At 72.3% G+C, this 25851-nt stretch carries 19 protein-coding genes; 7 read left to right on the top strand and 12 right to left on the bottom strand.

All coding sequences use genetic code 11. The annotated features are described in order from the left end of the window. Positions 1 to 12: 12 nt before the first annotated feature. From ACRWND_RS26470 to ACRWND_RS26490, 5 genes are all read right to left on the bottom strand, one after another. On the bottom strand, positions 13 to 1086 hold the full coding sequence (locus tag ACRWND_RS26470) for an iron-siderophore ABC transporter substrate-binding protein (RefSeq protein ID WP_431953654.1): 1074 nt from the start codon (positions 1084 to 1086) through the stop codon (positions 13 to 15). Between the two features lie 119 nt (positions 1087 to 1205). After that, positions 1206 to 2984, bottom strand: coding sequence for an ABC transporter ATP-binding protein (locus ACRWND_RS26475; RefSeq protein ID WP_431953656.1), 1779 nt, complete (start codon positions 2982 to 2984; stop codon positions 1206 to 1208). Continuing rightward, positions 2981 to 4669 (bottom strand): ABC transporter ATP-binding protein, encoded by a 1689-nt coding sequence (locus ACRWND_RS26480; RefSeq protein WP_431953658.1) that lies wholly within the window; start codon positions 4667 to 4669, stop codon positions 2981 to 2983. The genes ACRWND_RS26475 and ACRWND_RS26480 overlap by 4 nt, the downstream gene beginning before the upstream one ends. A 441-nt stretch (positions 4670 to 5110) precedes the next feature. After that, entirely contained in the window at positions 5111 to 5695 is a 585-nt protein-coding gene (locus tag ACRWND_RS26485; protein ID WP_431953660.1) for a hypothetical protein, read from the bottom strand. A 261-nt stretch (positions 5696 to 5956) separates the two neighbouring features. Continuing rightward, a complete protein-coding gene (locus ACRWND_RS26490; protein ID WP_431953662.1) occupies positions 5957 to 6700 on the bottom strand; it encodes a GNAT family N-acetyltransferase in 744 nt (247 codons plus the stop codon). A gap of 267 nt (positions 6701 to 6967) precedes the next feature. Between ACRWND_RS26490 and ACRWND_RS26495 the strand changes: the two genes are divergently transcribed. Continuing rightward, the gene (locus ACRWND_RS26495; protein ID WP_431953664.1) at positions 6968 to 7363 is read left to right on the top strand and encodes a contact-dependent growth inhibition system immunity protein; all 396 of its coding nucleotides are present in this window, start codon (positions 6968 to 6970) and stop codon (positions 7361 to 7363) included. Positions 7364 to 7504: 141 nt separating this feature from the next. Here ACRWND_RS26495 and ACRWND_RS26500 read toward each other — a convergent pair whose 3' ends face one another. The 7 genes from ACRWND_RS26500 to ACRWND_RS26530 form a co-directional block, all read right to left on the bottom strand. After that, positions 7505 to 10552, bottom strand: coding sequence for a glycoside hydrolase family 2 TIM barrel-domain containing protein (locus ACRWND_RS26500; RefSeq protein WP_431953665.1), 3048 nt, complete (start codon positions 10550 to 10552; stop codon positions 7505 to 7507). A gap of 160 nt (positions 10553 to 10712) precedes the next feature. Next, positions 10713 to 13442 (bottom strand): alpha-mannosidase, encoded by a 2730-nt coding sequence (locus tag ACRWND_RS26505; protein WP_431953667.1) that lies wholly within the window; start codon positions 13440 to 13442, stop codon positions 10713 to 10715. A 61-nt stretch (positions 13443 to 13503) separates the two neighbouring features. After that, positions 13504 to 14301 (bottom strand): carbohydrate ABC transporter permease, encoded by a 798-nt coding sequence (locus tag ACRWND_RS26510; protein ID WP_431953688.1) that lies wholly within the window; start codon positions 14299 to 14301, stop codon positions 13504 to 13506. A 71-nt stretch (positions 14302 to 14372) separates the two neighbouring features. Beyond that, positions 14373 to 15323 carry a carbohydrate ABC transporter permease gene (locus tag ACRWND_RS26515; RefSeq protein WP_431953669.1) on the bottom strand — a complete coding sequence of 317 codons (951 nt, stop codon included), beginning with the start codon at positions 15321 to 15323 and terminating at the stop codon, positions 14373 to 14375. Positions 15324 to 15330: 7 nt separating this feature from the next. Next, entirely contained in the window at positions 15331 to 16668 is a 1338-nt protein-coding gene (locus tag ACRWND_RS26520) for an ABC transporter substrate-binding protein (protein WP_431953671.1), read from the bottom strand. A 278-nt stretch (positions 16669 to 16946) separates the two neighbouring features. Then, complete coding sequence (locus ACRWND_RS26525; protein ID WP_431953673.1) at positions 16947 to 17951, bottom strand: LacI family DNA-binding transcriptional regulator; 1005 nt, start codon at positions 17949 to 17951, stop codon at positions 16947 to 16949. A gap of 147 nt (positions 17952 to 18098) precedes the next feature. Continuing rightward, entirely contained in the window at positions 18099 to 18575 is a 477-nt protein-coding gene (locus tag ACRWND_RS26530; RefSeq protein WP_431953674.1) for a MarR family winged helix-turn-helix transcriptional regulator, read from the bottom strand. A 135-nt stretch (positions 18576 to 18710) separates the two neighbouring features. On the opposite strand from ACRWND_RS26530, the gene ACRWND_RS26535 reads away from it, so the two are divergent. From ACRWND_RS26535 to ACRWND_RS26560, 6 genes are all read left to right on the top strand, one after another. Next, positions 18711 to 19547 (top strand): sigma factor-like helix-turn-helix DNA-binding protein, encoded by an 837-nt coding sequence (locus ACRWND_RS26535; protein ID WP_431953676.1) that lies wholly within the window; start codon positions 18711 to 18713, stop codon positions 19545 to 19547. A gap of 207 nt (positions 19548 to 19754) precedes the next feature. Then, a complete protein-coding gene (tal, locus tag ACRWND_RS26540; protein WP_431953678.1) occupies positions 19755 to 20906 on the top strand; it encodes a transaldolase in 1152 nt (383 codons plus the stop codon). Then, on the top strand, positions 20903 to 22453 hold the full coding sequence (zwf, locus tag ACRWND_RS26545; RefSeq protein WP_431953680.1) for a glucose-6-phosphate dehydrogenase: 1551 nt from the start codon (positions 20903 to 20905) through the stop codon (positions 22451 to 22453). Before tal ends, zwf begins: the two co-directional genes overlap by 4 nt. Then, positions 22450 to 23667, top strand: coding sequence for a glucose-6-phosphate dehydrogenase assembly protein OpcA (gene opcA, locus ACRWND_RS26550; protein ID WP_431953682.1), 1218 nt, complete (start codon positions 22450 to 22452; stop codon positions 23665 to 23667). Before zwf ends, opcA begins: the two co-directional genes overlap by 4 nt. Continuing rightward, positions 23660 to 25312 carry a glucose-6-phosphate isomerase gene (gene pgi / locus ACRWND_RS26555; RefSeq protein WP_431953684.1) on the top strand — a complete coding sequence of 551 codons (1653 nt, stop codon included), beginning with the start codon at positions 23660 to 23662 and terminating at the stop codon, positions 25310 to 25312. Before opcA ends, pgi begins: the two co-directional genes overlap by 8 nt. Positions 25313 to 25399: 87 nt before the next feature. Next, positions 25400 to 25851, top strand: a 452-nt coding sequence (locus ACRWND_RS26560; RefSeq protein WP_431953686.1) for an NAD(P)-binding domain-containing protein, incomplete at its 3' end; no start/stop codon positions are given.

The following is a 25851-nucleotide window of genomic DNA, read 5'->3' on the forward strand; positions in this document are numbered from 1 at the left end:
CCTGCCACTCGCTCAGGAAGCGGGCGGCGTCACCTTCGTGGCCGGGTCGCCGTCCACCGCCGCCGCCAGCTGCGGCACGAGGCGGTCCAGGACGTAGGGGATGCTCAGCACGGTGGACAGCGAGACCGCGTTGCCGAAGTCGCCGGTCTCCTGGACGAAGACCTCGCGGCCCTCCTTCACCACCTTCAGGTCGGCGTAGAGCTTGTCCCGGTGCAGCTTGGCGACGGCCTCGGTGGTGTCGGGCACGATCCACACCGCGACGTCCTGGTCCAGCAGATCGGTGCGCTCCTTGCTGATGTTGGCGCCGAACCGGTCGCCGATCACCGTGTCCAGGTCGGCCGGGAGCTTCAGCCCGAGGTCGGCCAGCAGCCGCGAACGCGCGTCCTGGCTGCCGTAGACGAAGGTGCCCTCGTACGGGGTGGCCATCACCGCGGTGGCGCCGGCGAACTCCGGGTGCGCCTTCTCGGCCTCGGCGAACCTCGCCTCGACGCCCTCGATGAGCTTCGCGGCCTCCTCGGGCTTGCCCAGCGCCTTGCCGACGGTCTCGGTCAGCCGCTGCCACGGGATGCCGTAGTCGCTGAACTCCTTGGGCTGGGCCACGACCGGCGCGAACTTCGACAGAGTGTCGTACTGCGCCTTGGTCAGGCCCGAGTACAGCGCCAGGATCAGGTCGGGCCGGAGGGCGGCGATCTTCTCCACCTGCGGCCCGGTGCCGGTGTCCTTCAGGACGGTCGGCGCGGCGACGGAGCCCAGCTTGTCCTGGGCCCAGGGGCCGACGGCGCCCTTGTAACCGCCGATCCACTCGGTCGTGCCGACCGGGACGGTGCCGAGCGCGAGAACGGCGTCCTGGTCGGTGAGGCCGACGGTGACCACGCGCTCGGGCTCGGCCTCGATGGTGGTGCTGCCGTACTTGTGGGCGATCGTCACGGGGAAGGCGGTGCTCGCCGCCGCCTTGGTGGAGCCGGAGCCCGGCTCGGCGGCGTCGGGTGCCGAGTCCGCGGAGCCGCAGGCGGCTACCGCGCCGAGGAGCATCAGTACGGAGGCGAGCAGTCCGGCGAAGCGGGTGGCTCTGGGGGCGCGGGGCATCGGGTGATCCTTCTGGTCGTTTGTCTGCGGACGGGGTCGTCGTGCGGACGGGGCCGTCGTGCACGGGACTGGGGCGATGTGTTCGGGGGCGATCGGGCCTCTTCGGGTGCGGCGGCCGGCTACGGCCGGTCGCCGCTGCGGTGCTCCGCCCAGGCATGCCAGAGGACGGCGTACGGCCCGCCCGCGGCGCGCAGCTCCTCATGGGTGCCGCTCTCGGCGATGCGGCCCTCCTCCATCACCACCACCCGGTCGGCGGCGGCGGCCTGGCTGAGCCGGTGCGCGACGACCAGAGCCGTACGGCCCTCCAGCGCGCGCCGCGCGGCCTCCTCCAGCCGCCCGGCGCCGGAACTCCCGGCCTCCGCCGTCGCCTCGTCGAGGACGGCGACGGGAGGGTCGGCCAGCACCAGCCGGGCAAGGGCGAGTTGCTGTGAACGGTCGGCGGTCAGCCGGTGCCCGCCCTGGCCGACGACGGTGTCCAGGCCCTCGGGCAGCGCCCGTGCCCAGCCGAGCGCGCCCACCCGTTCCAGGGCCTCGCACACCTCCTCGTCGGTGGCACCGGGACGGGCCAGGCGCAGGTCGTCGGCGAGCGGGCCGGAGAAGACGTGCACTTCCTGCGTGACGAGGGCGACGGTGCGCCCCGCCTCCGCCGGTGCGACGCCGCCGACGTCGACCCGGCCCGAGGACGGGCGGTGGACCCCCACGACGATCTTGGCGAGGGTGGTCTTGCCGGCGCCGCTGGCGCCGACGAGGGCCACCTTCTCCTTGGGCCGCAGCACCAAGTCGACTTCGCGGAGCACCGGCCGCCCCGGGACGTAGGCATGGCTGACGCCCGCCACGGTGACGGCCGGGGCGGCCGCGACGCCCTGGGCCGCATCCCCTTCGCCGGCCGCGGGCGCCGCAACGTCGACGACGCCGATCAGCCGGGCGAGGGCGGCGGTGGCGGACTGCGCGTCGTCCAGCAGTACCAGCGCGGTGTTCACCGGACCGAACAGACTGTGGAAGTACAGGGCCGCCGCCGTGGCGGTGCCGATCGACGCGGAACCGCCGCGCACCAGCAGGAAACCGGTCACCAGCACGGCGGCCAGCCCGGTGTACTCCGCCACGTGCAGCCGGCTGTAGAAGCGCAGCACCAGACGCACCCCGCGCAGCGTCAGGTCGACGGCGGCGCGGGAGCGTTCGGTGACCCGCGAGGTGTGCGCGTCCTCGGCCCGGTAGGCCCGCACGGTCGCCGCGCCGCCGATCGTGGCGAGCAACTGCTGCTGCTGGGCGCCGGTGGCGACGCGCTCCTTCGCGTACAGCGGGCCGGCGGTGCGGACGTACCAGCGCGCGGTGTGCGCCTGCACCGGCACCGCGAGCAGCGCCGCCGGCAGGAAGCGCCAGTCCAGCACCGCGAGGGCGGCCAGCGTCAGGACGATCGACAGCCCGGACCGCACCAGCTCCGGGAGGGCGTTCCGAACCCCCTCCGCCACGCGCGACACATCACGCGTCACCCGGGAGTTGAGGTCGCCGGAACCGGCCCGCTCAAGCCGCTCCAGCGGCAGCGACAGCGCCCGCTCGACGAAGCGCTCGCGCAGCTCGGACAGCACCGTCTCACCCAGCCGCGACACCAGCGACATGCCGCACGCGGTGGCCACGCCCTGCCCCACCGCGACCAGCACCAGCAGCACCGCAGGCAAGGTCAGCGCACCCACCGGTCGGCGGTCCGTCACCAGGTCCACGATGTGTCCCAGCAGCGGCTGCGTCAGCAGCCCCACCGCGGTCGCCACCACCATGACCAGGGCCCCGCCGACGGCCGGGGCCCGGTGCGGGCGCAGCAGTTCGCGTACCGCGGCCCAGGTCCGAGCGGGCGTCGCCGTGGGTAGCAGCTCGCGCGCCGCCGGTTCCGGTGCCGTCGTCATGCCAGGACCGCCGTCCGGTAGGTCGTGTCGCCGTGCACGAGGTCGCCGTGCGCGCCGTCGGCTGCCACCCGGCCGCCGTCGATGAGGACGACCCGGTCGGCGACGGAGAGCAGGGCCGGGCTGTTGGTGACCAGGAGCGTGGTGCGGCCGCGGCGGTGCTCCCGCAGCCCGACGGCGATCCGGGCCTCGGTGACGGCGTCGACCGCCGTGGTCGGGTCGTGGAGGACCAGCACCGGGCGGTCGGCGACGAGGGCGCGCGCCAGTGCGACGCGCTGGCGCTGGCCGCCGGAGAGCGAGCGGCCGCCCTCGGCGATCTCGGTGGCGTCGCCCCGCGGCAGGGCCCGGACGATCTCGTCCGCGCCGGCGGCGGCCAGGGCGCGATCGATGCCGCCGACTGCGCCGGTGTCGAGGTTGTCGGCGAGGGTGCCCTCGAAGAGGTCGGCGTCGTGCGCCGCGACGAGGACGGCGGTGCGCAGCCGCGCGGGGTCGAGTTCCGTCATGGGCACCCCGTCCAGCTCGACGACCCCTGCCTCCGGGTCCGCGGTGCGGCCCAGACAGGCGAGCAGCGCCTGCGTGGCGGCCGGGTCCGTGCCGGCGACACCGAGCAGCTCGCCGGGGCGTACGTCGAGGTCGGCCTCACGCAGCGGGCCGAGGGTGACGCCGCGCAGCCGCAGCCCGCCGAGCACGGGCTCGGGCGGACCGCCGTCGCCGGGCGGGACGTCGGGCTCCGCGGCGAGCACGTCCGCTATGCGCGCCGCCGAGGCCCGCCCCTGGGCGAACTCGGCGTTCACCCATGCGAAGACCTCCAGCGGGCCCAGCAGGAAGAGCGCCAGGCCGACCGCCGAGACGAGCTGGCCCAGCGTGATGTCGCCCGCCGCGGCGAGCCGCCCCCCGATGAGCGCGACCACCGCGATGAAGACACCGGTGAGGGTGAGCACCATCCCGCTCTGCCACGCCTCGGCGCGCGCCGCCCGGACCGTGGCGCCCAGCGAGGCACGGCTGGTGCGCCGGTACCGTTCGACGGCGGCGGCCTGCGCGCCAATGCCCTTGAGCACCCGCAGCCCGGCCACCAGGTCGGCGGCGACGCCTGAGGCGTGCGCGGCCCGCTCCTGCTCGGCCTCGCTGCGCCGCTCCAGGGGCTTGCTCAGCAGGTGCCCGAGCCAGAGCAGCAGCGGCGTGCCGAGCAGGACGACCAGGCCCAGCAGCACGGAGACGCGCAGCAGCGCCACGGCGCTGACCAGGACCCCGGTCAGGGCCGCGATCCCGGTCACGACCGCCATGGTGACGGCGCCGACCCGCTTGGCGTCCTCGGTGGCGATGTTCGCCAGCTCACCGGGCAGGTGGCCGCGTTCGGCGCCGCCGCCCGGGTGGAGTATCCGGCGTACGAGGCGGATCCGCAGCTCGTGCGCCGCCTCCTCGGCGGCGCGCTCACCGGCGCGGGCACCGAAGCGGAAGCTGAAGGAGAGCCCCGCGTACACGACGGCCAGAACGGCGAGCCAGCCGGCGAGGGCGCGCCCGTCACCGCCGGAGACTGCCCGGTCGATGACGACGCCGATGACGACGGGGACGAGAGCCTCCCCGAACTGGTGGCCCGCGCCGAGCACGGCGCCCACCGCGACGTCCGCGCGTCGGCCCCTGACCGTCCGCCACAGGACGTCCCGCCCCGAGGGCACCCTCGTTCCCACCCCGCGACCCCTCCGGTAAGCAGCCGGTGCGTCCAGCGCCCCGCGCGGACTTAGGTAAGGCTACACTAACTTCCCTGTCGGGTGGGGTTCTCCGGGGACATCCGATGCCGGCGGGCGGGCGGCACCCAGGGCGCCTGCCCCCTGTCTGGCCGGCGATCCTCGTCCTCGCCGACGTGTGCGACCTGGCGCCGGCCCGGTTGCGGGCCGCGACGCGAACCCGTGGCCGCCGGGCGGCGGTTCCTCGTCGAAGGCGGTACGGCGGCGAGAGCTTCCACGGTGTGGCCCGCCTCCTTGGCGGAGGGTTCGGGCGCGAGCGCGCCGCGAAGACGTCGGCCCGGAAGCTGCGCGGGAGGTGCGGGAGGTGGGCGCGCGGGATGGCGTGGGAGCCGCGCGCCGGGTTCCGGCGGAGGGCGGGCGCCGAGGCTCCGCGCGGCCGTGGGGTCAGGTCGGCCAGTGGTACCCGAGCGTGAAGTTGACCACCACGGCGAAGGTCAGGTACAGCAGCCAGGCCGCTGTCAGGAGGCGGAACAGCCCCATCACGCGCTCGGCGGCGGGCACGCCGACCGACATGACGAACTTGGCGAGGTAGACGGCGAAGAGGCCGACGAAGACGAGTCCCACAGGCCAGTCGTCGACCGAGAAGAACACCGTGGCGCCGAGGGCCGACAGCACCATGTAGGCCACACCGACACCGGCGTTGACCCGTGCGTCGTTCCCGCGGTAGCGGTCCCAGCCGAGGGCGAACCAGTGGATGCCGTACGCCGAGAAGGCCAGCGCGGCCATGTAGAGCGGCGGCTCCTTGAAGACCTCGAACCAGGTCAGGCCCACGAAGAGGATGACGCCCGCCAGGAACTGGCAGAAGCCCGGCAGCCAGACGCCCCAGACTCCCATAGCCCGGTCGACCCGCTCGTCCCTCCTGGGCCAGCCGAACAGCTCCTGGGAGCCCCAGATCAGGTAGCCGGTCGCCAGTCCGAAGAAGCCGAGTGCGAGCGGCGGGTACACCGAAGGTTCAAACATCACATCCATTAGTTCAGTATTAACCCAAATAGGGCATATTGCACGCTTCGCGCAGGAGGGTGAGCCCGGCGCTCCTGGAGCCTGAGGTGACGATTCCGACGCGGACCGTCACTGACCTCGTCGCGCGGCCGGCGCTGGGCTGTTGGCGAGCGGAACCGCGGGGTGGGCGGCGCGCCACGGGGCTCGGCCTCCTCGCCGCCGGCGGGCCGCGGCATAGCCCGGACTGGGCGGTCGTCAGGCTGCCCGGCCGGTCGTGGAAGCCGACCTCGGTCAGGCTGCCGAGGCCGCTGCTCGCAGGGCGGCCGCCGCATCGTGCGAGATCGGGTCTCCGTGTCCGAAGACCGCCGTGCCGACCTCCAGCTCGGCAAGCCGGTGGAGCGACTCGACGGCCCGGTTGCGGTCCGTGTTGAAGACGCCCAGCGTGGTCCGGCCGACGTTGGCGACCGCGTCCCCGGTGAACAGCGCCCTTGCCCCGGGCAGATGGAGCGCGATGGACCCGACGGTGTGCCCGGGCACCGCGAGCACCACGGCCCCGCCGCCGAACTCCAGCACATCGCCGTCCTCCACCTCGTGATCCACCCGGCAGGGCGGGGCCGGGGGAAGCGGCGGAAGGGCCGCCCGGATCGGCACCTCGAAGGCCTCGAGCGCCGGGGGCGCCCCGGCGGCCTCGCCCTGGATCACCGGCGCCTCCAGCCGATGTGCCACCACCTCCGCGCCGTGCCGGGCGGCACGTATGCCTATGCCGCGCCCACGGTGTTCAGCCCGGATCCGCAGATCGAACAGAGGCGTGTCGTCGCTCAGCTCCATGAGCCGGAGGAGACCCACGGTCTCCTCGTCGGCGACGACCCAGAAACTCCTGTTGTCCTCGTCGGCGAAGCGTCCCTCGTCGATCCACCGGCGCGCCGTCGCGGCGTCCACGGCGCTGACCGTGTGGAAGGGCCAGCTCTCACGGGTGAGAAAACGGACCAGGGCATCGGCGTCGGAGTCGAGGGTACGGCGGAAGTCGATGTGCATGGCCCCGCACCATAAGCGTTGCCCGATCGGTGGGCGACGCCTTTCTGGCGGACACGGGAACCCGTCTGTTCGGCGGCCCGGAAGTGCTCCACGGATCATGGCTGCCCCGCGCTCTTGGAGCGCGTGGCCATGCCGGGTGTGCGCAGCAGTTGGCGCCGCATCCGTCGCTGACATCGGCCAGGCGGCACGCCGACAACACCTTCGATAGGGCAAGCTCCCGCCAGGACGCGGACCGCGGTAGAGATCTGGTCGTGGGACGATCGCTGGGTGACGCGTCCCTTGCATCGTGACCGATCCCTCGAAGAGCTCGAACGTGACTGCTGGCCGACTCCGTCGGCCGACGACACCCGTCTGGTCACTACCGCACACGCCTTGCGGCGTCGGCCGATCGGCGAGTTGACCGTCGAGGACATGCGCTTGTTGATCGGGCAGGACATCGGCCTGCCCTACCTCCTGCCACTGGCAGTGGAGGTGCTGCGGGAGAACCCGATGGCAGAAGGGCACATGTACGAAGACGACCTGCTGTCCGCAGTCCTCACCAGGGACCCGTCGCTCTGGGCCGAGTTTCCCGAACTCGGCCGACAGTTGCGCGGGCTTGTCTCGAAGTTGACTGGCCTGCCCACTGACGTGCGGCAGAAAGTCGAGCGCTTCCTGAACGCATAGAGCACCGACGCAGAGTTCACCAAGAGCGTGGAGCCTCCGCGGCGTGCTGCTGACGCACGGCCGCCTGACGCACGCCACCGCCCCGACGCACGCCACCGCCCTGGCGGAAGGCCGCGCTTCGCGGCCTTCCGCCGGCGCGCGTCAGCCCGCCGTGATGCGGAGCCTGATCGTGCGGGCCTGCGGGCGCAGCGCGAACTCGGGCCACACGTCAGGTCCGCACGCCCGGGAGCCGAGGCCGTGCTGGGCCGCGTCGACGAAGAGGTGACTAGTCGCCGACTCCGGCAACTCGAACGGGTGCGCCGCCCGGGCGATCTGCTGCGGCGTGTGGCGGCTGAGCGTGAAGCCGGGGAGGCGGCCCTGCGCGTCCGGGACGGCCACGAGGCGCAGCACACCCGCGCCGCCGCTGGTGAGCTCCAGCCACCGCATGCGCGAGCGGTGCCCGGTCTCCTGGGGGCGGGCGTAGTCGACGCGGAGGTCGTCGACGCCCGCGGAGAAGCGGCCGGTGCGTGCCGCGCGGAGGCTGTCGGGGTAGGACTCGTGCGGGCCGAGGCCGAACCACTCGGCGCCGTCGACGGGCGCGCCGCCGTCGGGCAGGTCGAAGCGGACGCCGATCCGCGGCCACACCGTCGTCCAGCCGCTCGACGGCTCGATCTCCACGCGCAGTTCGAGCTCCTCGCCCCGCAGGGACCAGACCGTCTCCATCGTCACCGACAGCGCGGAGTGCGCCGCGGAGACGCTGGTGACGGTCCGCAGGGCGTCCGCCGTCGTCTCCACGGACACCAGGCGCGTGGTCAGCCGGTCCAGGCCGTCGCGCCGCCACAGCTCGGCGTTGGAGACCCCCGGAACGTGGGCGTCGCTCTCCGCGGCCGTCCCCGAGGTGCCTTCGTCGTTGTCGGTCGGGGCACGGAAGAGTTCCAGCCGCGGGCCCGCCACGGCGCGGCCGCCGAGACGCACCAGTCGTCCGTCGGCGAACTCGGCGATGCCGAGGGTGAGCGTCCCGTCGCTCGGCCGCCAGTCGGCCGGCGGCCGTACGGCGGGCACGGAACGTCGCGCCGAACGGTCCAGCTGGGCGGTCGCGACGACATGGCCCTCGTCCGCCCACGCGGTGCCGGTCGCCAGCACCGCCTCCACGGTCAGCCAGGTCTCCGCGTCCGGCGTCACCGCGATCCGCGGCAGCGGCACGCGCGCCGACCCGCCCGCCGCGACGACGGGAACCTCCAGGTCCCCCGAATCCACGGGTGTCCCGTCGTGCTCCACGCGCCAGCGGAAGCGCAGGTCGGAGGTGTCCGCGGAGTGCCGCAGATTGCTGATCGTCACTGTGTCGCTGTCGCTGTCGCTGCCGACAGTGCCGTCACCGTCACCGTCACCGTCGCCGGAGTCGTCGAAGGCGAACCGGATCGGCTGGACGACCGCCTTGAACTCGTGGAGGCCGGGCGTCGGCACGCCGTCGCTGAGCACCATCCCGTCCATGACGAAGTTGCCGTCGTGCACGACCTCCCCGAAGTCGCCGCCGTAGGCGTAATAGGGCGTGCCGTCCGGAGCCGTCGCCAGGATGCCGTGGTCGCGCCATTCCCAGACGAAGCCGCCGTGCAGCCGCGGGTACCGGTGCACCAGCGCCTCGTACTGGTCGAGGGCGCCGGGCCCGTTGCCCATCGCGTGGGCGTACTCGCACAGCAGGAACGGCTTGGTGCGCTGCCGTGCGCCCTGCGCGGGGGTGCAGCCCATCAGGGGGGCGCGCGAGCCGTCCGTGCCGATCTGCTCGGTCTCCGGCACCGACGCGTACATGCGTGAGTAGACGTCCGTGTACTCGCCGGTGTGATCGCCCTCGTAGTGCACGGGGCGCTCCGCGTCGCGCGCGTGGACCCAGGCCGCCATCGCGGCGAGGTTCGCGCCCGTCCCCGCCTCGTTGCCCAGGGACCAGAGCACGACGCTGGGGTGGTTCTTGTCCCGTTCGACCGTGCGCCGGATCCGGTCCAGGTACGCCTCGCGCCACGCCGGGTCGTCGCTGGGGTTGCCGGCCCAGCCGGTCTTGTCGAAGCCGTGTGTCTCCAGATCGCACTCGAGCACGACCCAGAACCCGAGTTCGTCCGCGAGGTCGAGCAGCCGGGGGTGCGGCGGGTAGTGGCTGGTGCGGATCGCGTTGACGTTGAACCGCTTCATCAGGGCGAGGTCCTCGCGGGCGTGTGCCTCGTCGAAGACCCGTCCGCGCTCGGGGTGCGTCTCGTGGCGGTTCATGCCGTGGAAGACGACGCGGCGGCCGTTGACCAGGAACCGGTCGCCGCGGATCTCGACGGTGCGGAAGCCCGTCCGCATGGTGACGGTCTCCGCCGCCGAGGCCACGGTGACCTCGTACAGCCGCGGGACCTCCGCCGACCAGGGCACCACGCCGCCGACCTCGAACGGCGCCACCTCGGCGGCGGAGTGCCAGACCCGCTCCACGCCGAGTTCGGGGATGCGGAGGGTGACCGGGAAGGCGTCCGCCTCCGCGGTGACCTCGGGGTCGATCCGTCCGCGTCCGTCGGTGTACCCGGTGCGCAGCCAGACGTCCTCGATGCCTCCGGCCGGCCGTGCGATCAGGGTGACGTCGCGGAAGATGCCCGGCAGCCACCACTGATCCTGGTCCTCGAGGTAGCTCGCCGCCGACCACTGGTGCACGCGCACGGCGATGACGTTGTCACCCGCCCGCACGGAGGAGGTCACGTCGAACTCGTGGGCGAGCCTGCTGCCCGCGGCGACGCCGATCTCGTCGCCGTTCACCCATACCTTGAAGAGCGATTCGACGCCGTCGAAGCGCAGCACGATCCGCTCGGCCGCCGTCCAGTCGTCCGGCAGCTCGACATGGCGGCGGTAGTCGCCGGTCGGGTTCTCGTCCGGCACGTGGGGCGGGTCGATGGGGAAGGGGTACTGGATGTTGGTGTAGGCCGGCCGGCCGTACGCCCCGTCCTTCTGCAGCACCCAGTGGGAGGGCACGGGGACGGCGTCCCAGCCGGCGTCGTCGAACTCCTCGGCCGCGAAGTCCTCCGCCGCCGTCGCGGTGGGGGAGAGGCGGAACCGCCACGACCCGTCCAGCGAGCGGGAGGGGGCGTCGGAGTGCAGCCACGAGCGCGCCGGGCGCAGCGCGCCGTGCCCGGGGGCGGGGTCCGATACGTACGCGGAGGGCGGGGTGAGCCGGGGGGGCTGGGAGGGCAAGGCGTCACGCCTCTTTCTTGGTAGTGCTTGGTGACAAAGGGCATCCGGCACGGTTGAGCTCCGGGGGCCGGGGGCCGGGGGCCGGGGCCGCGAACGGGGGCGCGCGGTCGGGCCGGGCGTCCGCGGTCGCGGTCCGCTGCCCGGGCCGCCGCGAGCGCGGCTAGCGGAACACGACCGTCCGGATCTCCCAGGGGCCGAGGGCGAGTTCGACGCCGTCCCGCGCGGGCACGGTGTCCAGCGGCCGGCCGAGCAGGTCGACCGTGGTCACCCGGGTGAAGCCGCCGAGGACGCGCGCCGTGGCTCCCGCGTCGGCCATCGCCACCATCCGCACCTCGGTGCCGGCACCGAGGCCGTCGCCGGGCACGCGGCGCACGCTGGAGACGAGGACGTCCGCACCGTCCACCCGCACGCCGGCCGTGTCGGGAGGCAGCTGCCCCCCGGCGGGCGCGGTGCCGCGGGTGGCCAGCACGTCGTTGCGGAACTCCTCGGCGAGGGCCACGGCGTCCGCGGCCTGCCAGCCCTTTGCCGAGGGCAGGATGGCGAACCGGTTCTCGACGCGCACCCCGAGGTCCTGCGCCCCCGGCGCGGGGATCTCGCTCGCCGCCGGCTCGTCGCGCAGAGGATGGATGTTGACGCTGATCGAACCGACCGCCCGCAGAAGGGTGACGGCGAGTTCGGAGCCGTCTTCAGTGAGCTCGTACTCGGTTGCGTGGTCCAGCAGCACGGTGGCAGCGCCGGCCGAGACGAAGGTGCTCGCGGGGAACGTCGGGATCGGGTACTCGCCCCAGCCGCCCTCCGCGGTGAGACCGCGCTCGGTGACGGCGAACTGCCCGGCCGACGCCGAGACGGCCGCCGGGCGGGGGAGCGGGACGTGGAAGCGCAGCCGGTGGTCGGCGGCCTGGTTCAGGAACGACGTCGTGACGCGGAGGAAGGGTTCGCCCGCCCGCAGCTCCACCAGGGTCTCCACCGGCGTGGGCACGGTCCGCTCGGCGCGTACGTCGCGGTCGGGGGAGAGGGCGGCGGGCCAGGCATACACCCGGGTGATCCGCACCCGCGACCGCAGCGGGCCGTTCTCGACGAGTTCGACGGCGATCTCCGTCGGATCGGAGACGAGCAGATCGTGCGCCGGGGGGCCGTAGTTGTAGCTGTCGCCGCGGTCACCGCCGTCGACGAGGCGGCCGACCCCGCGCAGGACGGTGCCGTCCACCCCGGTCACCTCCAGGGTGCCGTCGGCGGCGACGGCGACCTCGACCAGCCCGTTCGACAGCGACGCGGCCGTGGCCGTCGCCGCGGCGAACGCCGTGCCCGGCGCGGCGGTCCGCGCGGCCGGGGCCACCGTGAAGCCGGCGAGCCCGCAGGCGGGGACGGTCACCGGCACCAGCGCGGTCGCCCGTGCCTCCTCCAGCGTCAGCACCCGCCACTCACCGGGGTGCGCGGCGGCCGCGGCGGCGACCTCGCGCCGCAGGATCAGCAGGTCGAACGGCCCGCTGGAGGGCACCTCGGCGAGGTGGAAGACGAGCGAACCGGCGGCGAGCTCGTAGTGGTCGATCTGCCGGCCGAACAGCTCCCGGCGGTGGATGCGGCGCAGCACGCGCTCGAGCTGCGAGGCGTCCATGCGCTCGTCGCTGAGCACGGTCGGCGCCTGGGCGACCAACTGCACGGGGTGCTCGGAGCCGTCGGCCGCGGTCGCGACCAGGACGGTCCCCTCGGGCGGCGCCATGACGTCGACCTCGACCAGCGCCGTGCGGGGTGCGGCCAGGGGGTTGGCGACCAGGTGGCCGTCGCTCGGCACGGCGGCCGCACGCTCGGACAGCGCCGCGTCGCGGACGGCGCGCGCGAGGTGCGCGGCCTCGGCGAGCCGCGCCTCCACCTGCTCGGCCGTCTCGTCCGTGCCGGAGCCGACCACCGAGTCATGGGCGCTCGACTCGATGATCTTGCGCCAGGCCAGCGAGAGGAACGGCGAGTCGTCGCGCGTCGACCACAGCGCGTTCATGCGCTCGGCGTGGTCGACGGTCCGCTCGGCGACGGCCATCCGGCGCTTCAGTCCGCGCCGCACCGACAGCACGCCCGGCAGGATGTTGCCGCGCACATGGCTGCGCAGTTCGCCGGTGACGACGGCCGGGACCTCGTCCCGCGCGTGTTTGCGGATGTACTCGTCGAGCGTCGCGACGGTGATGGCGCGGTCCTCGTCCGAGGCCTGCCGCAGCCACTGCGCCAGCAGCGGGTCCGGCGCGTTGTGGTCGGTTCCCGCCATCGCGAGCACCGGGTCGCCGCCCCACCGTCCGGCGGTCATCTGCGCGTACTCGTCGAGCGCGCGCCCGATCTGATCGGGGACCAGCAGGACGTCGAGGCCGTTGTCGTAGCCGTCGAAGAGGAACTCGGTGCGCACCTCGGAGCCGTCGGGGGCGCGCCAGCGGAAGGCGTGGCCCTCGACGGAACCGGGCACCCCGCGCCACAGCGCCGCGTGCTCGAGGCCGGCGCGCGCCAGGATCTGCGGCATCTGCGCGACGTGGCCGAACATGTCGGGCAGGTAGCCCACCTGCATCGAGCCGCCCAGTTCCGCCGCCGCCGCCCACCCCATCTGCAGGTTGCGGACGATGGTCTCGGCGGAGCAGAGGAACTCGTCGAGCAGGATCAGCCAGGGGCCGATCGCCAGCCTGCCCTCGGCGACCAGGGCCTTGACGCGCTCGCGGTTCTCCGGCCGCATCTCCAGGTAGTCCTCGACGGCGGCCATCTGCCCGTCGGCGGTGAAGCGGAAGTCCGGGTCCGCCTCCGCCGTCTCCAGCACGGTGTCGAGGGCGGTGACGAGCCGGTGCCGGAACACCTGGAAGGGCTCGTACCATTCCCTGTCCCAGTGGAAGTGGGGCACGAAGACGGCGGAACGGCGCATGGGAACGGGACCTTCTGTGCTGTGGGCGGCGGTGGGGAAGAGCGAGGGGAGAAGGGCGGAACTAGCGCAGCGAGCCGGCGGCCAGTCCGGTGCGCCAGAACCGCTGCAGGAGGACGAACACGACGATCACGGGCACGATGGAGACCAGTGAACCGGTGATCACCGACTCCTGCAGCAGCGGCGCGCGGGCGGTCTGCCCGTTCCACTGGTACAGCCCCAGCGTGATCGGGAAGAGCGACTCCTTCTGGAGCATCACCATCGGCAGGAAGAAGTTGTTCCAGACGGCGACGAACTGGAACAGGAAGATGGTCACCAAGGAGGGTGTCATCAGTTTGAACGCCACCGAGAAGAACGTCCGGAACTCCCCGGCCCCGTCCAGCCGCGCCGACTCCAGGATCTCCTGGGGGACGGCGGACGCGGCGAAGATCCGCGCCAGGTAGACCCCGAACGGGCTGACGATGCTGGGCAGGAACACCGCGAAGTAGGTGTTGACCAGCCCTGTTGCCGAGAACAGCAGGAACAGCGGCAGCGCGAGCGCGGTGGTGGGCACGAGGATCCCGCCGAGGATGACGGAGAAGAGGAACTCGCGGCCGCGGAAGCGGAACTTGGCGAGCGCGTAGCCGCACAGCGCCGAGATCAGGGTGCCGACGGCCGCGCCCAGCACCGCGTACAGCACGCTGTTGAGCGCCCAGCGCCCGAAGATGCCGTCGCTGCGGGTGAAGAGCGTGCCGAGGTTGTCGAACAGGTCGAAGTGCGAGAACGCCAGGCCGTTGGTGGAGGCCAGGTCCCCCTGCGGCTTGGTCGCCGCCACGACCAGGAAGTAGACGGGCAGCAGGAAGTAGACCGCCAGCAGGAGCATCAGGGCCGTCGCGGCGGTCCGGCTGATCCGGCTCTCACCGGCGGAGGACCGTCTGTTCGTGGTCAGGTCGTTCACAGCCCCGCCTTCCTCGAGGTCAGTCGCATGAACCCGAAGCTCAGGACGAAGGTGATGACGGCGATGACCACGGAGACCGCCGCCGCCTGCTGGTAGTTGTTCCCCGAGGCCACCGTGTACGCGAGCATGTTCGGGGTGAAGGTGCTCGAGATGTTCGAGGAGATCTGCCGCAGCACCGCCGGCTCGGCGTACAGCTGCAGGGTGCCGATGATGGAGAACACCGTGGTCAGGACGACCGACGGCGCGATGATCGGCACCTTGATCCGCCAGGCGACGGCCCAGTTGCTCGCGCCGTCCAGCTTGGCCGCCTCGTAGAGCTCCTGCGGGATCGACTGCAGCGCCGAGAACATGATCAGCATGTTGTAGCCGGTCCACAGCCACGTCGACACGTTCGCCGTCGACCACAGCACGGCGCCCGGACCGAGGAAGTCGGGCTGCAGGCCGATGCCCTTGAGCGCGTCGACGACCGGGCTGATCTGCGGCGAGTAGAGGTACGACCACATGATCGCGGCGATGACCCCCGGCACGGCGTACGGCATGAACGCCGTGATGCGGAAGAACGCCTTGAGCTTCAGCAGCGGGGTGTCGAGCAGCAGGGCCATGACGAGCGCCAGGAAGAGCATCACCGGCACCTGGACGACGCCGAACAGCCCGATGCGTCCGACGCTGGACCAGAACTCGGTGTTCTGGAAGACCTGCGTGTACTGCTCCAGGCCGCCGAAGGTGGTGTACGACGTGCCGTACTGGCCGCCGGTGCGGCGCACGACCAGCAGGCTCTGCCAGAGCGCGTAGCCGATCGGCACCAGGTAGAAGAGGACGAACGGCAGGAAGAACGGGGTCACGAACGCGGCGATGGTGCCCGCCCGGGGGCCGCCGCCGCTTCTGCGGCGACGGCTGCCCTCGGCGGTCGCCACCACGCGCGTCGCACGGGTCGCGAGATCGGTCATGCGGCGGTCACTTGCCCGCGGCGGCCGGGATCGCCTGGTCCTTCATGGACTTCAGCGCCGCGTCCTGGGCGGCTGTCAGCGCGGCGGCGACGGTTCCGTCACCGGCGGCCGCCTTGGCCATCGCGTCCTGGAGCGCGAGGTTCACCGTCTTCTGCGTCGGGCCCCAGGTGAAGCCGGTGTCGATGTTCCTGGACGACTCGGCGAAGACGTCGAAGATCTTCTGGTTGTTGTAGTAGGGCACGCCCTGGGCGAGCGCGGGGAGTGCCAGACCCGCGGTGGCCGCCGGGTACAGGCCGCCCAGCTTGTTCTCCAGTGCCAGGGCCTCCGGGTCGGTGTTCAGCCAGGTGTTGAACTTGACCGCCTCGTACGGGTGCTTGCCGCCCTTCATGAAGGCGACGGTCGAGCCGCCCCAGTCACCGGACGCGGCGCTCGAACCCCAGGTCGGCATCGGCACGATCGACCACTTGCCCGCCTGCTTGGGAAGATTGTCGCGGAACATGCTGTAGCCCCAGGCGGCGCCGACGTAGGTGGCGATCTGGTCCTTCTGGTACGCCGTGTACATCTGGGTCGAGCCGTGGGCGAGGTCGGTCCGCACCAGCTTGGCGTCGATCAGCTTCTGCCAGTACTCGGCGACCTGCCGGCTCTGCTCGGAGTCGACGGTCACATGCCACTTGTCGCCGGAGTAGGAGTACATCTCGGCGCTGTTCTGCCAGAGGAGCCCGTTGAACCACTCGGCGTTGTTCGGATCGAAGAACGTCATGCTGAGGTCCGGGTCCGCGTCGTGCAGCTTGCGCGCCTCGGCCGCGTACTCGTCCCAGGTCTTCGGGATCTCCAGGTGGTGCTTCTCGAAGATGTCGCTGCGCACGTACAGGGCCATCGGGCCGGTGTCCTGCGGGATGGCGAACACCCCCGTGCCGCCGAAGCTCGCCTGCGACCAGGTCCAGGGCACGAACGCGGACTTGGCGTCGGTGGCCCCCTCGCAGGCCGAGACGTCGGTGAAGGCGTCCTGGCTGCGGAGGTTGGGCAGTTCGTCGTAGCCGACCTGGGCGAGGTCCGGCGCCTTGCCCGCCTTGAGGGCGTTGCCGAGGGTGCCGTACTGGTCGTTGGAGATGTTCTTCGTCTCGACCTGGATGTCCGGGTTCTTCTTGTTCCACAGCGCGACGACTTCGTCCATGCCGGGAACGGTGTTCCAGTACTGGAGGGTGACTTTGCCCTTCGCGGGCGCGCAGGACTCCGCCGCTGCGCTGCTGTCCGAAGGAGCCGGCGATGAGCATCCGGCGAGTACGGCGATGCTGGCTGCCGCGGCGACGGCGGCGAGGCGGATGCGCGTGACTGTGCTGCTCATGGTTTCCGTTCCGGAGGACGGCCGGCGGGATCGCCGGCCGGGTCGACGTTGACACCTCTGGCGGGACGTGCTGGTGGAAAGGGGCGGGGCAGGGGCGACGGTGCCGGCGCGAGGACCGAACGCCGTCACACGGTGGGGCAGAACCGCTTGTCCCCGACCCGTGAGCGTTCACGTGAACGTTCACGTGAACGCTCACGGGTCGGTGGAAGTGCTCGGAAGTCTGCGCTCCGGCCCCTTCAAGTGTCAAGACTCCACGGCCCGTCGAGGGCCGGCAGTGGTCAGGCGGAGCCGTGCAGCCGCAGTTCGGCCCGGACGACGAGGTCGTCGGCGGGAAGCGGTTCCCTCCCGGTCAGCAGGCGCGCGACCTGGTCGATGGCGAGCGCCCCGAGGCGGCGCGTGTCCAGCGCGACGCTGGTGAGCGGGGGTTCGACGAGGGTGCCCAACTGCAGGCCGTCGAAGCCCACCACGGCGAGCTCGCCGGGGACGCTCCTGCCCAGCCGGCGCGCCTCGCGCAGGGCGCCGATCGCGATGATGTCGTTGAAGGTGAAGACCGCCGTGACCTCGGGATGCGCGCCGAGGAGCTTTCTGAGCGCGGACCCGCCGCCGTCCGCCGACTGCGCGGCCCCGACCACCCGGTTCGCCGCGATCCCGTGGGCTGCGGCGGCCGCCGCGAACCAGCCGCGCCGGACGCTCGGTTCGGCGCGGCCGTCGTGGTCGAGCATGCCGATGTGCCGGTGGCCCGCGGCGGCGAGGTGGGCGACCGCGGCGCGGACGCCGTCCTCCCCGTCGATGCGGATCGAGCTGAAGCGCGCCGTGTGGTGGTCGCGGCCGATGAGCACCACGGGCAGTCCGCGGGTGAAACGCTCCAGATCGTGCTCGGAGCAGCTGAAGTAGCCGACGACCGCGTCCACTTGGGAGGCGATCACCTGCAGGGTGGCGAACTCCTCCTCGGCCCGGTCCGCGGTGTCGTGGACGACGACGTGCCAGCCGCGAAGCCGGGCGGCCTCCAGCGCGGCGGCGGCGACCTCCGTGAAGAACGGGTTGAGCAGGTCCGGGATGACCAGGCCGATCGTGGTGGTGTCCTGCCGGACCAGACCGCGGGCGAAGCGGCTCGGCCGGTAGCCCAATTCACGGGCGGTGTCGAGGACCCGCTGCTTGGTCGCGCCGTCGATCTCGTCCTTGTCGTTGAGTGCCCGGGACACGGTCTGCCGGGACACACCGGCGGACCGGGCGACGTCATGGATCGTGACCCTCCGGGATTCCGTTCCCGACGACGACACCATCGCGCACCTCCCGATCGTCGCGGGTGCCGGCGCGCCCGCAGGGCCAGAGTATGCACGTCCGGGATGCGGCGGCGCGAGATCAGGTCGGCGTGCGGCAGCGCGCTCGAGAACCCCTGCGCACGCCCCTGACCTCGGGAAAGTCCGGGGTCACAGGGCGATGCCGCGCAGCGCCGCGCTGAGCGCCCGCAGGTCCAGGCCCGTCAGGTGGTCCAGGAAGTGACGGCGCAACGAGGCCAGGTGGGTCGGCCAGGCCTCCTCGAGGCGCGCAAGGCCCGCTTCGGTGAGGACGGCGTTCCACCCCCGGCCGTCGCGGGCGCACCTGACCCGCCGCACGAACCCCTGCCCCTCCAGCCGGCGCGTCACGCCGGTCATGCCGCTGAGCGACATCGCGCAGGCGGTGGCGAGATCGCTCATCCGCAGTCTCCGGTCCGGGGCCTCCGAGAGGTGCATCAGCGCCTGGTACTCGATGAGGGGCAGTTGCTGCTCGCGCGCCATGTCGGCGTCCAGCGCGCGCGGCAGGGCGTAGATGACGCGACTGAGCGAGCGCATCAGGTCCTCCTCGTCCGCACCGAGGGGACGGGGAGGCTCCGGGGTGGGTTCCGGGTGGGGGGTGGCATCCGACATGGCTGCCACTTTACTTGCTGTGCGAAGGATATATATTTGCTGCGCGAAGCAAGTAAGTCGTTCCGGACCGGCCGGTGCGGCGCACCTGCTCCTACCCATGACGATCCGCACGCCCATCCCCGAGAAGAGACGCACATGCCACAGCCGCTGACGAACCCGCAGTCCACCGCAGTCCGGCGCACGGGGTCCGGCCCCGGCGGCGGCAGGCATCGGGGCCGGCGCGCCGAGGGCGAGGCGTGCCAGCGGGGGAGCGGTACGGTCCTCGGGAGCGGCCGGCACCGCAAGGGCGACCGGGCCGCGCAGCCGCTTCCTGCCGTCGACGGCCAGGTCCCGTCCGCCTCCGAGGGCCCGGCCCTTTCCGCCGGCGGCGACGAGGCCGGTCCGGCCGCCTCCGAGGCCTGCTTCGAGCGCGATGTGCTCAGCCGGCTGGACGCCGTGTACCGGGCCGCGTCGAGCGTCACGGGCGACCCGGCCGAGTCGGAGCGGCTCGTCCTGGAGGTCTTCACCCGGGCCTACGCCGCGTTCCCGCGGCTTCTCGAGGGCGTCGACCACCAGGCCTGGCTCTACGACCTGTTGGCCGGCGCGTTCATCGGTCCGCACCCCGAGGTGTGCGTCCTGCCGCCGGAGTCCGGGGTCCCGCGGGCGGTGAGCGGGCCGGCGCTGGACGCGTTCGTGGGGCTGCCCGAGCCGGACGTCCGTGCCGCGCTCCTGGCGCTGCCGAAGGAGCAGCGGTTCGCCGTGTACCTCGCGGCGGTTGAAGGATATGCATGGCAGGAGATAGCGGACATCATGGACGTTTCACCCTCCATCGTGGCGTACTGGCTGCATGACGCACGCCTGAGGCTGTGGGCGACCGCCGGTCCGGGCGGGACCGTCCTCGAGGCGGAGCACGCGGAGCACGCGGAGAACGCTGAGTACGCCGAGTACCTGGACGACGTACTCGTCGGCGCCGGGCGGCCCGGGCCCGCATGACGCGCCGTCGAGTGCGGCGAGCGCACCGCGCGGCCGGTGGTTCCGCGCCCTGTCCGCACCGCGCGAGACGAGGGATGCGTCACATCGTCACCTCCTCGCCGCCGGGGACGCCGTGCCCGGCGGGCTCCTGCGCCCCCGGCGGAAATTTGTTCCGGCCATGGGGAATCCTTTGCGGTCCGCAACGGTTGACGCCAGCGCAGAAAGAAGATGATCACAGTGAACGAAGTAACCACCGCGACCACCGCGGAACCGTTGCAGCGCCTGGCCGCCCAGGGGGTCTCGGTCTGGCTCGACGACCTGTCGCGAAGACGCCTCGACTCCGGGGACCTCGCACGGCTCGTCGTATCGGGGCGTGTGGTGGGCGTCACCACCAATCCGTCCATCTTCCGCGCGGCCATCGGCTCGGGGGAGGACTACCGGGAGCAGCTCGCCGAACTGGCCGGCCGCGGCGTCACGGCCGACGAGGCCGTCCGCACGATGACCGCCGCGGACGTCCGCGCCGCGGCCGACATCCTCCGCCCGGTGTACGAGACGACCGGCGGCCGCGACGGGCGGGTGTCGATCGAGGTCGACCCGCGCCTGGCCCACCGCACCGAGGCCACCGTGGCCGAGGCCGTGCGGCTCGCCCGGCTGGTCGACCGCCCCAACGTGATGGTCAAGATCCCGGCGACCGTGGCGGGCCTGCCCGCCATCACCGAGGTCACCGGCCTCGGCATCAGCGTGAACGTCACGCTGATCTTCTCCCTGGACCGCTACCGCGAGGTCATGGAGGCCTACGCGGCCGGTCTCGAGAAGGCACGCGCGGCGGGGGTCGACCTGTCCACCGTGCACTCCGTCGCCTCCTTCTTCGTCTCCCGCGTCGACACGGAGGTCGACCGGCGGCTGACGGAGCTCGGCACGGACGAGGCGTCGGCCCTGAAGGGCCGGGCCGCGCTCGCCAACGCCCGGCTGGCGTACCAGGCGCAGCGCGAGTTCTTCGGCGGCGACCGCTGGGCCGGCCTGGCTGCGGCGGGAGCCCACCGGCAGCGGCCCCTGTGGGCGTCCACCGGTGTGAAGGACCCCGCCTACCGGGACACCCGCTACGTCGAGGAACTCGTCGCGCCCGGCACGGTCACCACCCTGCCCGAGGCGACCCTCGACGCCGTCGCCGACCACGGCCGTGTCGGCGGCGACACCGTCACCGGCCGGCACGACGGGGCCCGCGCCGACCTGAACGCCCTGGAACGGCTGGGCATCCGCTATGACGAGGTCGTCCGGCAGCTGGAGGACGAGGGCGTCGCGAAGTTCGAGGCGGCCTGGGACGAGTTGCTGCAGGCCGTCGAAACCGTACTGAACGGCAAGGGAGCCGACGCGCGATGAGCAAGGACACGACCGGACCCGGCACCCCGTGGTCCAATCCCCTGCGCGACCCGTCCGACCGGCGGCTGCCGCGTGTGGCGGGCCCGTCCGGGCTGGTGATCTTCGGTGTGACGGGGGACCTGTCACGCAAGAAGCTGATGCCGGCGGTGTACGACCTCGCCAACCGCGGCCTGCTGCCGCCGGGCTTCTCGCTCGTCGGCTTCGCCCGCCGCGACTGGGCGGACCAGGACTTCGCGCAGGTCGTGCACGACTCGGTGCGCGAGTACGCGCGTACACCGTTCCGTGAGGAGCTGTGGCAGCAGCTCGCCGAGGGCATGCGCTTTGTGCCCGGCGACTTCGACGACGACGTCGCTTTCAAACAACTGGCCGAAACAATAGGCGTGTTGGACTCCGCGCGGGGGACCAGCGGCAACTACGCCTTCTATCTCTCCGTGCCGCCGAAGTTCTTCCCCAAGGTGGTGCGGCAGCTGAAGGAGCACGGGCTCGCCGACGCCCCCGAGGGATCCTGGCGGCGGGCGGTCATCGAGAAGCCCTTCGGGCACGACCTGGCCAGCGCCCAGGAGCTCAACCAGGTCGTCCACGAGGTGTTCGCCCCTGAGCAGGTCTTCCGGATCGACCACTACCTGGGCAAGGAGACGGTCCAGAACATCCTGGCGCTGCGCTTCGCCAACACGATGTTCGAGCCGCTGTGGAACCGCTCCTACGTGGACCACGTGCAGATCACGATGGCCGAGGACATCGGCATCGGCGGCCGCGCGGGCTACTACGACGGCATCGGCGCCGCACGCGACGTCATCCAGAACCACCTGCTGCAACTCCTCGCGCTCACCGCGATGGAGGAGCCCGCCGCCTTCGACGCGGAGTCCCTCCTCACCGAGAAGCTGAACGTGCTGCGCGCGGTACGGCTCCCCGGCGACCTGGGCGCGCACACCGTGCGGGGCCAGTACGCGCACGGCTGGCAGGGCGGCCAGGAGGTGCTCGGCTACCTGGAGGAGGAGGGCATCGACCCCCGGTCCGGGACCGACACCTACGCCGCGATCAAGCTGGAGATCGACAATCGGCGCTGGGCGGGCGTCCCCTTCTACCTGCGGGCCGGCAAGCGCCTGGGCCGCCGCGTCACCGAGATCGCGGTCGTCTTCCAGCGCGCCCCGCACTCCCCGTTCGATTCGGACGCCACGCAGGAGCTCGGCCAGAACGCGATCGTCATCCGGGTCCAGCCCGACGAGGGCGTCACCGTGCGCTTCGGCTCGAAGGTGCCGGGCACCTCGATGGAGATACGCGACGTGACGATGGACTTCGCCTACGGCGAGTCCTTCACCGAGTCCAGCCCCGAGGCATACGAGCGGCTCATCCTCGACGTGCTGCTCGGCGACGCCAACCTCTTCCCCCGCCACCAGGAGGTCGAGGAGTCCTGGAAGATCCTCGACCCGATCGAGGAGTACTGGGGGACCCACGGAAAGCCGGCGCAGTACACCGCGGGCAGTTGGGGCCCCGCGGAAGCCGACGAGATGCTCGCACGAGACGGACGGAGCTGGCGCAGGCCATGAGGATCGACCTGACCGACACCACGGCAAGCCACATCAACAAGGCCCTGGTGCAGGGCCGCCGCGCCATCGGCTCCCCAGCCGTCGGCATGGTCCTGACCATGGTCATCGTGACCGACGAGGAGAACGCCCACGACGCCCTCAAGGCCGCCTCCGACGCCTCCCGCGAACACCCGTCGCGCACCCTGGTCGTCATCAGACGGCCGTCGCGCTCCACCCGGCGGCCCGTCTCCTCCCGCGTCGACGCCGAGGTCCGCGTCGGCTCGGACGCCGGATCCGGTGAGGCGGTGCTGCTCCGCCTGTTCGGCGACGTGGCCGAGCACGCAGACTCCGTGGTGCTGCCGCTGCTGCTGCCCGACGCCCCGGTCGTCGTCTGGTGGCCCGCGGACGCCCCCGACGTACCGGCGCGTGACCCGCTGGGCGCGCTCGCCCAGCGCCGCATCACCGACGCCTACGCCCTCGACCGTCCGTTGGAGCGGCTGGCGGACCGGGCCAGCGCCTACACGCCCGGCGACACCGACCTCGCGTGGACCCGGCTCACGCCGTGGCGCTCCATGCTCGCCGCCGCGCTGGACCAGGCCCGGGCCCGGGTCACCTCCGCGGTCGTGGAGAGCGAGGCCGACAACCCCAGCGCCGAACTCCTCGCCCGCTGGTTCGCCGACCGGCTGCGCGTGCCCGTCGAGCGGGTCGTGACCGACGGACCCGTCGTGACCGCGGTCCGGCTGCGCACCGCGGACGGCGACATCACCATCGACCGACCCGAGGGGGCCGTGGCCCGGCTGACCATCCCCGGACAGCCCACCCGCTTCCTCGCCCTGAAGGTGCGCAGCACCGCCGAACTCATCGCGGAGGAGCTGCGCCGCCTCGATCCCGACGAGGCCTACGCCGCCGCCCTGCGGGCCCAGGTCAGGGCGCCGCGCCCGAAGGCCGCGACGGCGAAGGGCACTGCGTCGAAGAGCGCCCCGGCGAAGGGCACTGCGTCCAAGGGCGCCCCGGCGAAGAGCACTGCGTCGAAGAGCGCCCCGGCGAAGAGCGCCCCGGCGAAGGGCACTGCGTCCAAGGGCGCCCCGGCGAAGGACGCCCCCGCCGGCAAGGCCGTCCCCGCGAAGGCCCCCACCGCCAAGACACGCTCCGCCGGGGCCCGCTCCGCGAAGGCCGCCCCCGTGCCGCCGCAGGGCGCCCACCAGCACGAGAACCAGGAGAAGAACGATGCCTGACACCACCCCCAAGCCGAATCGGCGCCCGCAGTGGACCGCCCTGGCGGAGCACCGCGCCGCCACCCGGCCGGGACCGCACCTGCGCGAGCTGTTCGCCGCGGACCCCGACCGCGCACGGCGCTACACGGTGGAGGTCGGCGACCTGCGCATCGACTACTCCAAGCACCTGGTCACGGAGGAGACCCTCGGTCTGCTGCGCGAACTGGCCGCCGCGACAGGCGTGTTCGAGCTGCGCGACGCGATGCTCCGCGGTGAGAAGATCAACGTGACCGAGCGCAGGGCCGTCCTCCACACCGCCCTGCGCGCGCCGCGGGACGCCGTCATCGAGGTGGACGGCGAGAACGTTGTGCCGCGGGTCCACGCCGTGCTCGACCAGATGTCCGCCTTCGCCGACCGGGTGCGTTCCGGGGAGTGGACCGGTCACACCGGCAAGCGGATCAGGAACGTCGTCAACATCGGCATCGGGGGCTCCGACCTCGGCCCCGCCATGGCCTACGAGGCGCTGCGGCCCTACACCGACCGCTCGCTGACGTTCCGCTTCGTCTCCAACGTCGACGGCGCGGACCTCCACGAGGCGCTGCAGGGCCTCGACCCCGCGGAGACGCTGTTCATCGTCGCGTCCAAGACCTTCACCACCATCGAGACCATCACCAACGCGACATCGGCGCGCAGTTGGCTGCTGGCCGGGCTCGGCGGGGACGAGAAGGCCGTCGCCCGGCACTTCGTCGCCCTGTCGACCAACACCGGCAAGGTCGAGGAGTTCGGCATCGACCCGGACAACATGTTCGAGTTCTGGGACTGGGTGGGCGGCCGTTACTCCTACGACTCGGCGATCGGCCTCTCCCTGATGATCGCCATCGGCCCGCGGCGGTTCCGCGAGATGCTCGACGGGTTCCGCACCGTCGACGAGCACTTCCGCACCGCGCCCGCCGAGTCCAACGCCCCGCTGATCCTCGGACTGCTCGGCGTATGGTACGGCACCTTCCTCGGCGCCCAGTCGCACGCCGTCCTGCCCTACTCCCACTACCTGTCCAAGTTCACCGCCTATCTGCAGCAGCTGGACATGGAGTCCAACGGCAAGTCCGTGGACCGCGAGGGACAGCCGGTGGAGTGGGAGACAGGCCCCGTCGTGTGGGGCACGCCCGGCACCAACGGGCAGCACGCCTACTACCAGCTGATCCACCAGGGCACCAAGCTCATCCCGGCGGACCTCATCGGCTTCGCCCGCCCGGCCGGCGAACTGTCCCCGGAACTCGCCGCCCAGCACGACCTGCTGATGGCCAACCTGTTCGCACAGGGTCAGGCACTCGCCTTCGGCAAGACGGCCGACGAGGTCCGCGCCGAGGGCGTGCCGGAGGAGCAGGTCCCGCACCGGACCTTCCGCGGCGACCACCCGACCACCACCATCCTGGCGACCGAGCTGACCCCCTCGGTCCTCGGCCAGCTGATCGCGCTCTACGAGCACAAGGTGTTCGTCCAGGGCGCCCTGTGGAACATCGACTCCTTCGACCAGTGGGGCGTCGAACTCGGCAAGGTCCTCGCCAAGCGCGTCGAGCCCGCCCTGACCGGTGACGCCGACGTCCCCGGCCTCGACCCCTCCACGGCGTCCCTGGTCGACGCGTACCGCACCCTGCGGGCCCACTGACCGTGAACCCGCGCGGCGGCACCGCCCGGCCCCCGGGCAGGCGCCGCCCACCGGCCACACCTGCGACACACACAAGGAGCACCTGACATGCAACTCGGACTCGTCGGCCTCGGCAAGATGGGCGGCAACATGCGCGAGCGGATACGCCGCGCCGGCCACACCGTCGTCGGCTACGACCGGGACCCCGCCCTGGCCGACGTCGGCAGCCTCACCGAACTGGTCGACAAGCTCGACGCGCCGCGTGTGGTGTGGGTGATGGTGCCGGCCGGCGCCGCCACCCAGTCCGTGGTCGACGAGCTCGGCGGCCTCCTCGAGCCGGGTGACATCGTCGTCGACGGCGGCAACTCCCGCTGGACGGACGACGAGAAGCACGCCCGGGAGCTGGCCGACAAGGGCATCGGCTTCGTCGATGCCGGCGTCTCCGGCGGCGTCTGGGGCCTGGAGAACGGCTACGCCCTCATGGTCGGCGGCGAGCCGGAGCACGTCGAGCGGGTGCAGCCGATCTTCGACGCCCTCAAGCCCGCCGGGGACTTCGGCTT

Source organism: Actinacidiphila sp. bgisy167 (assembly GCF_965342175.1).
GTDB lineage: Bacteria > Actinomycetota > Actinomycetes > Streptomycetales > Streptomycetaceae > Actinacidiphila.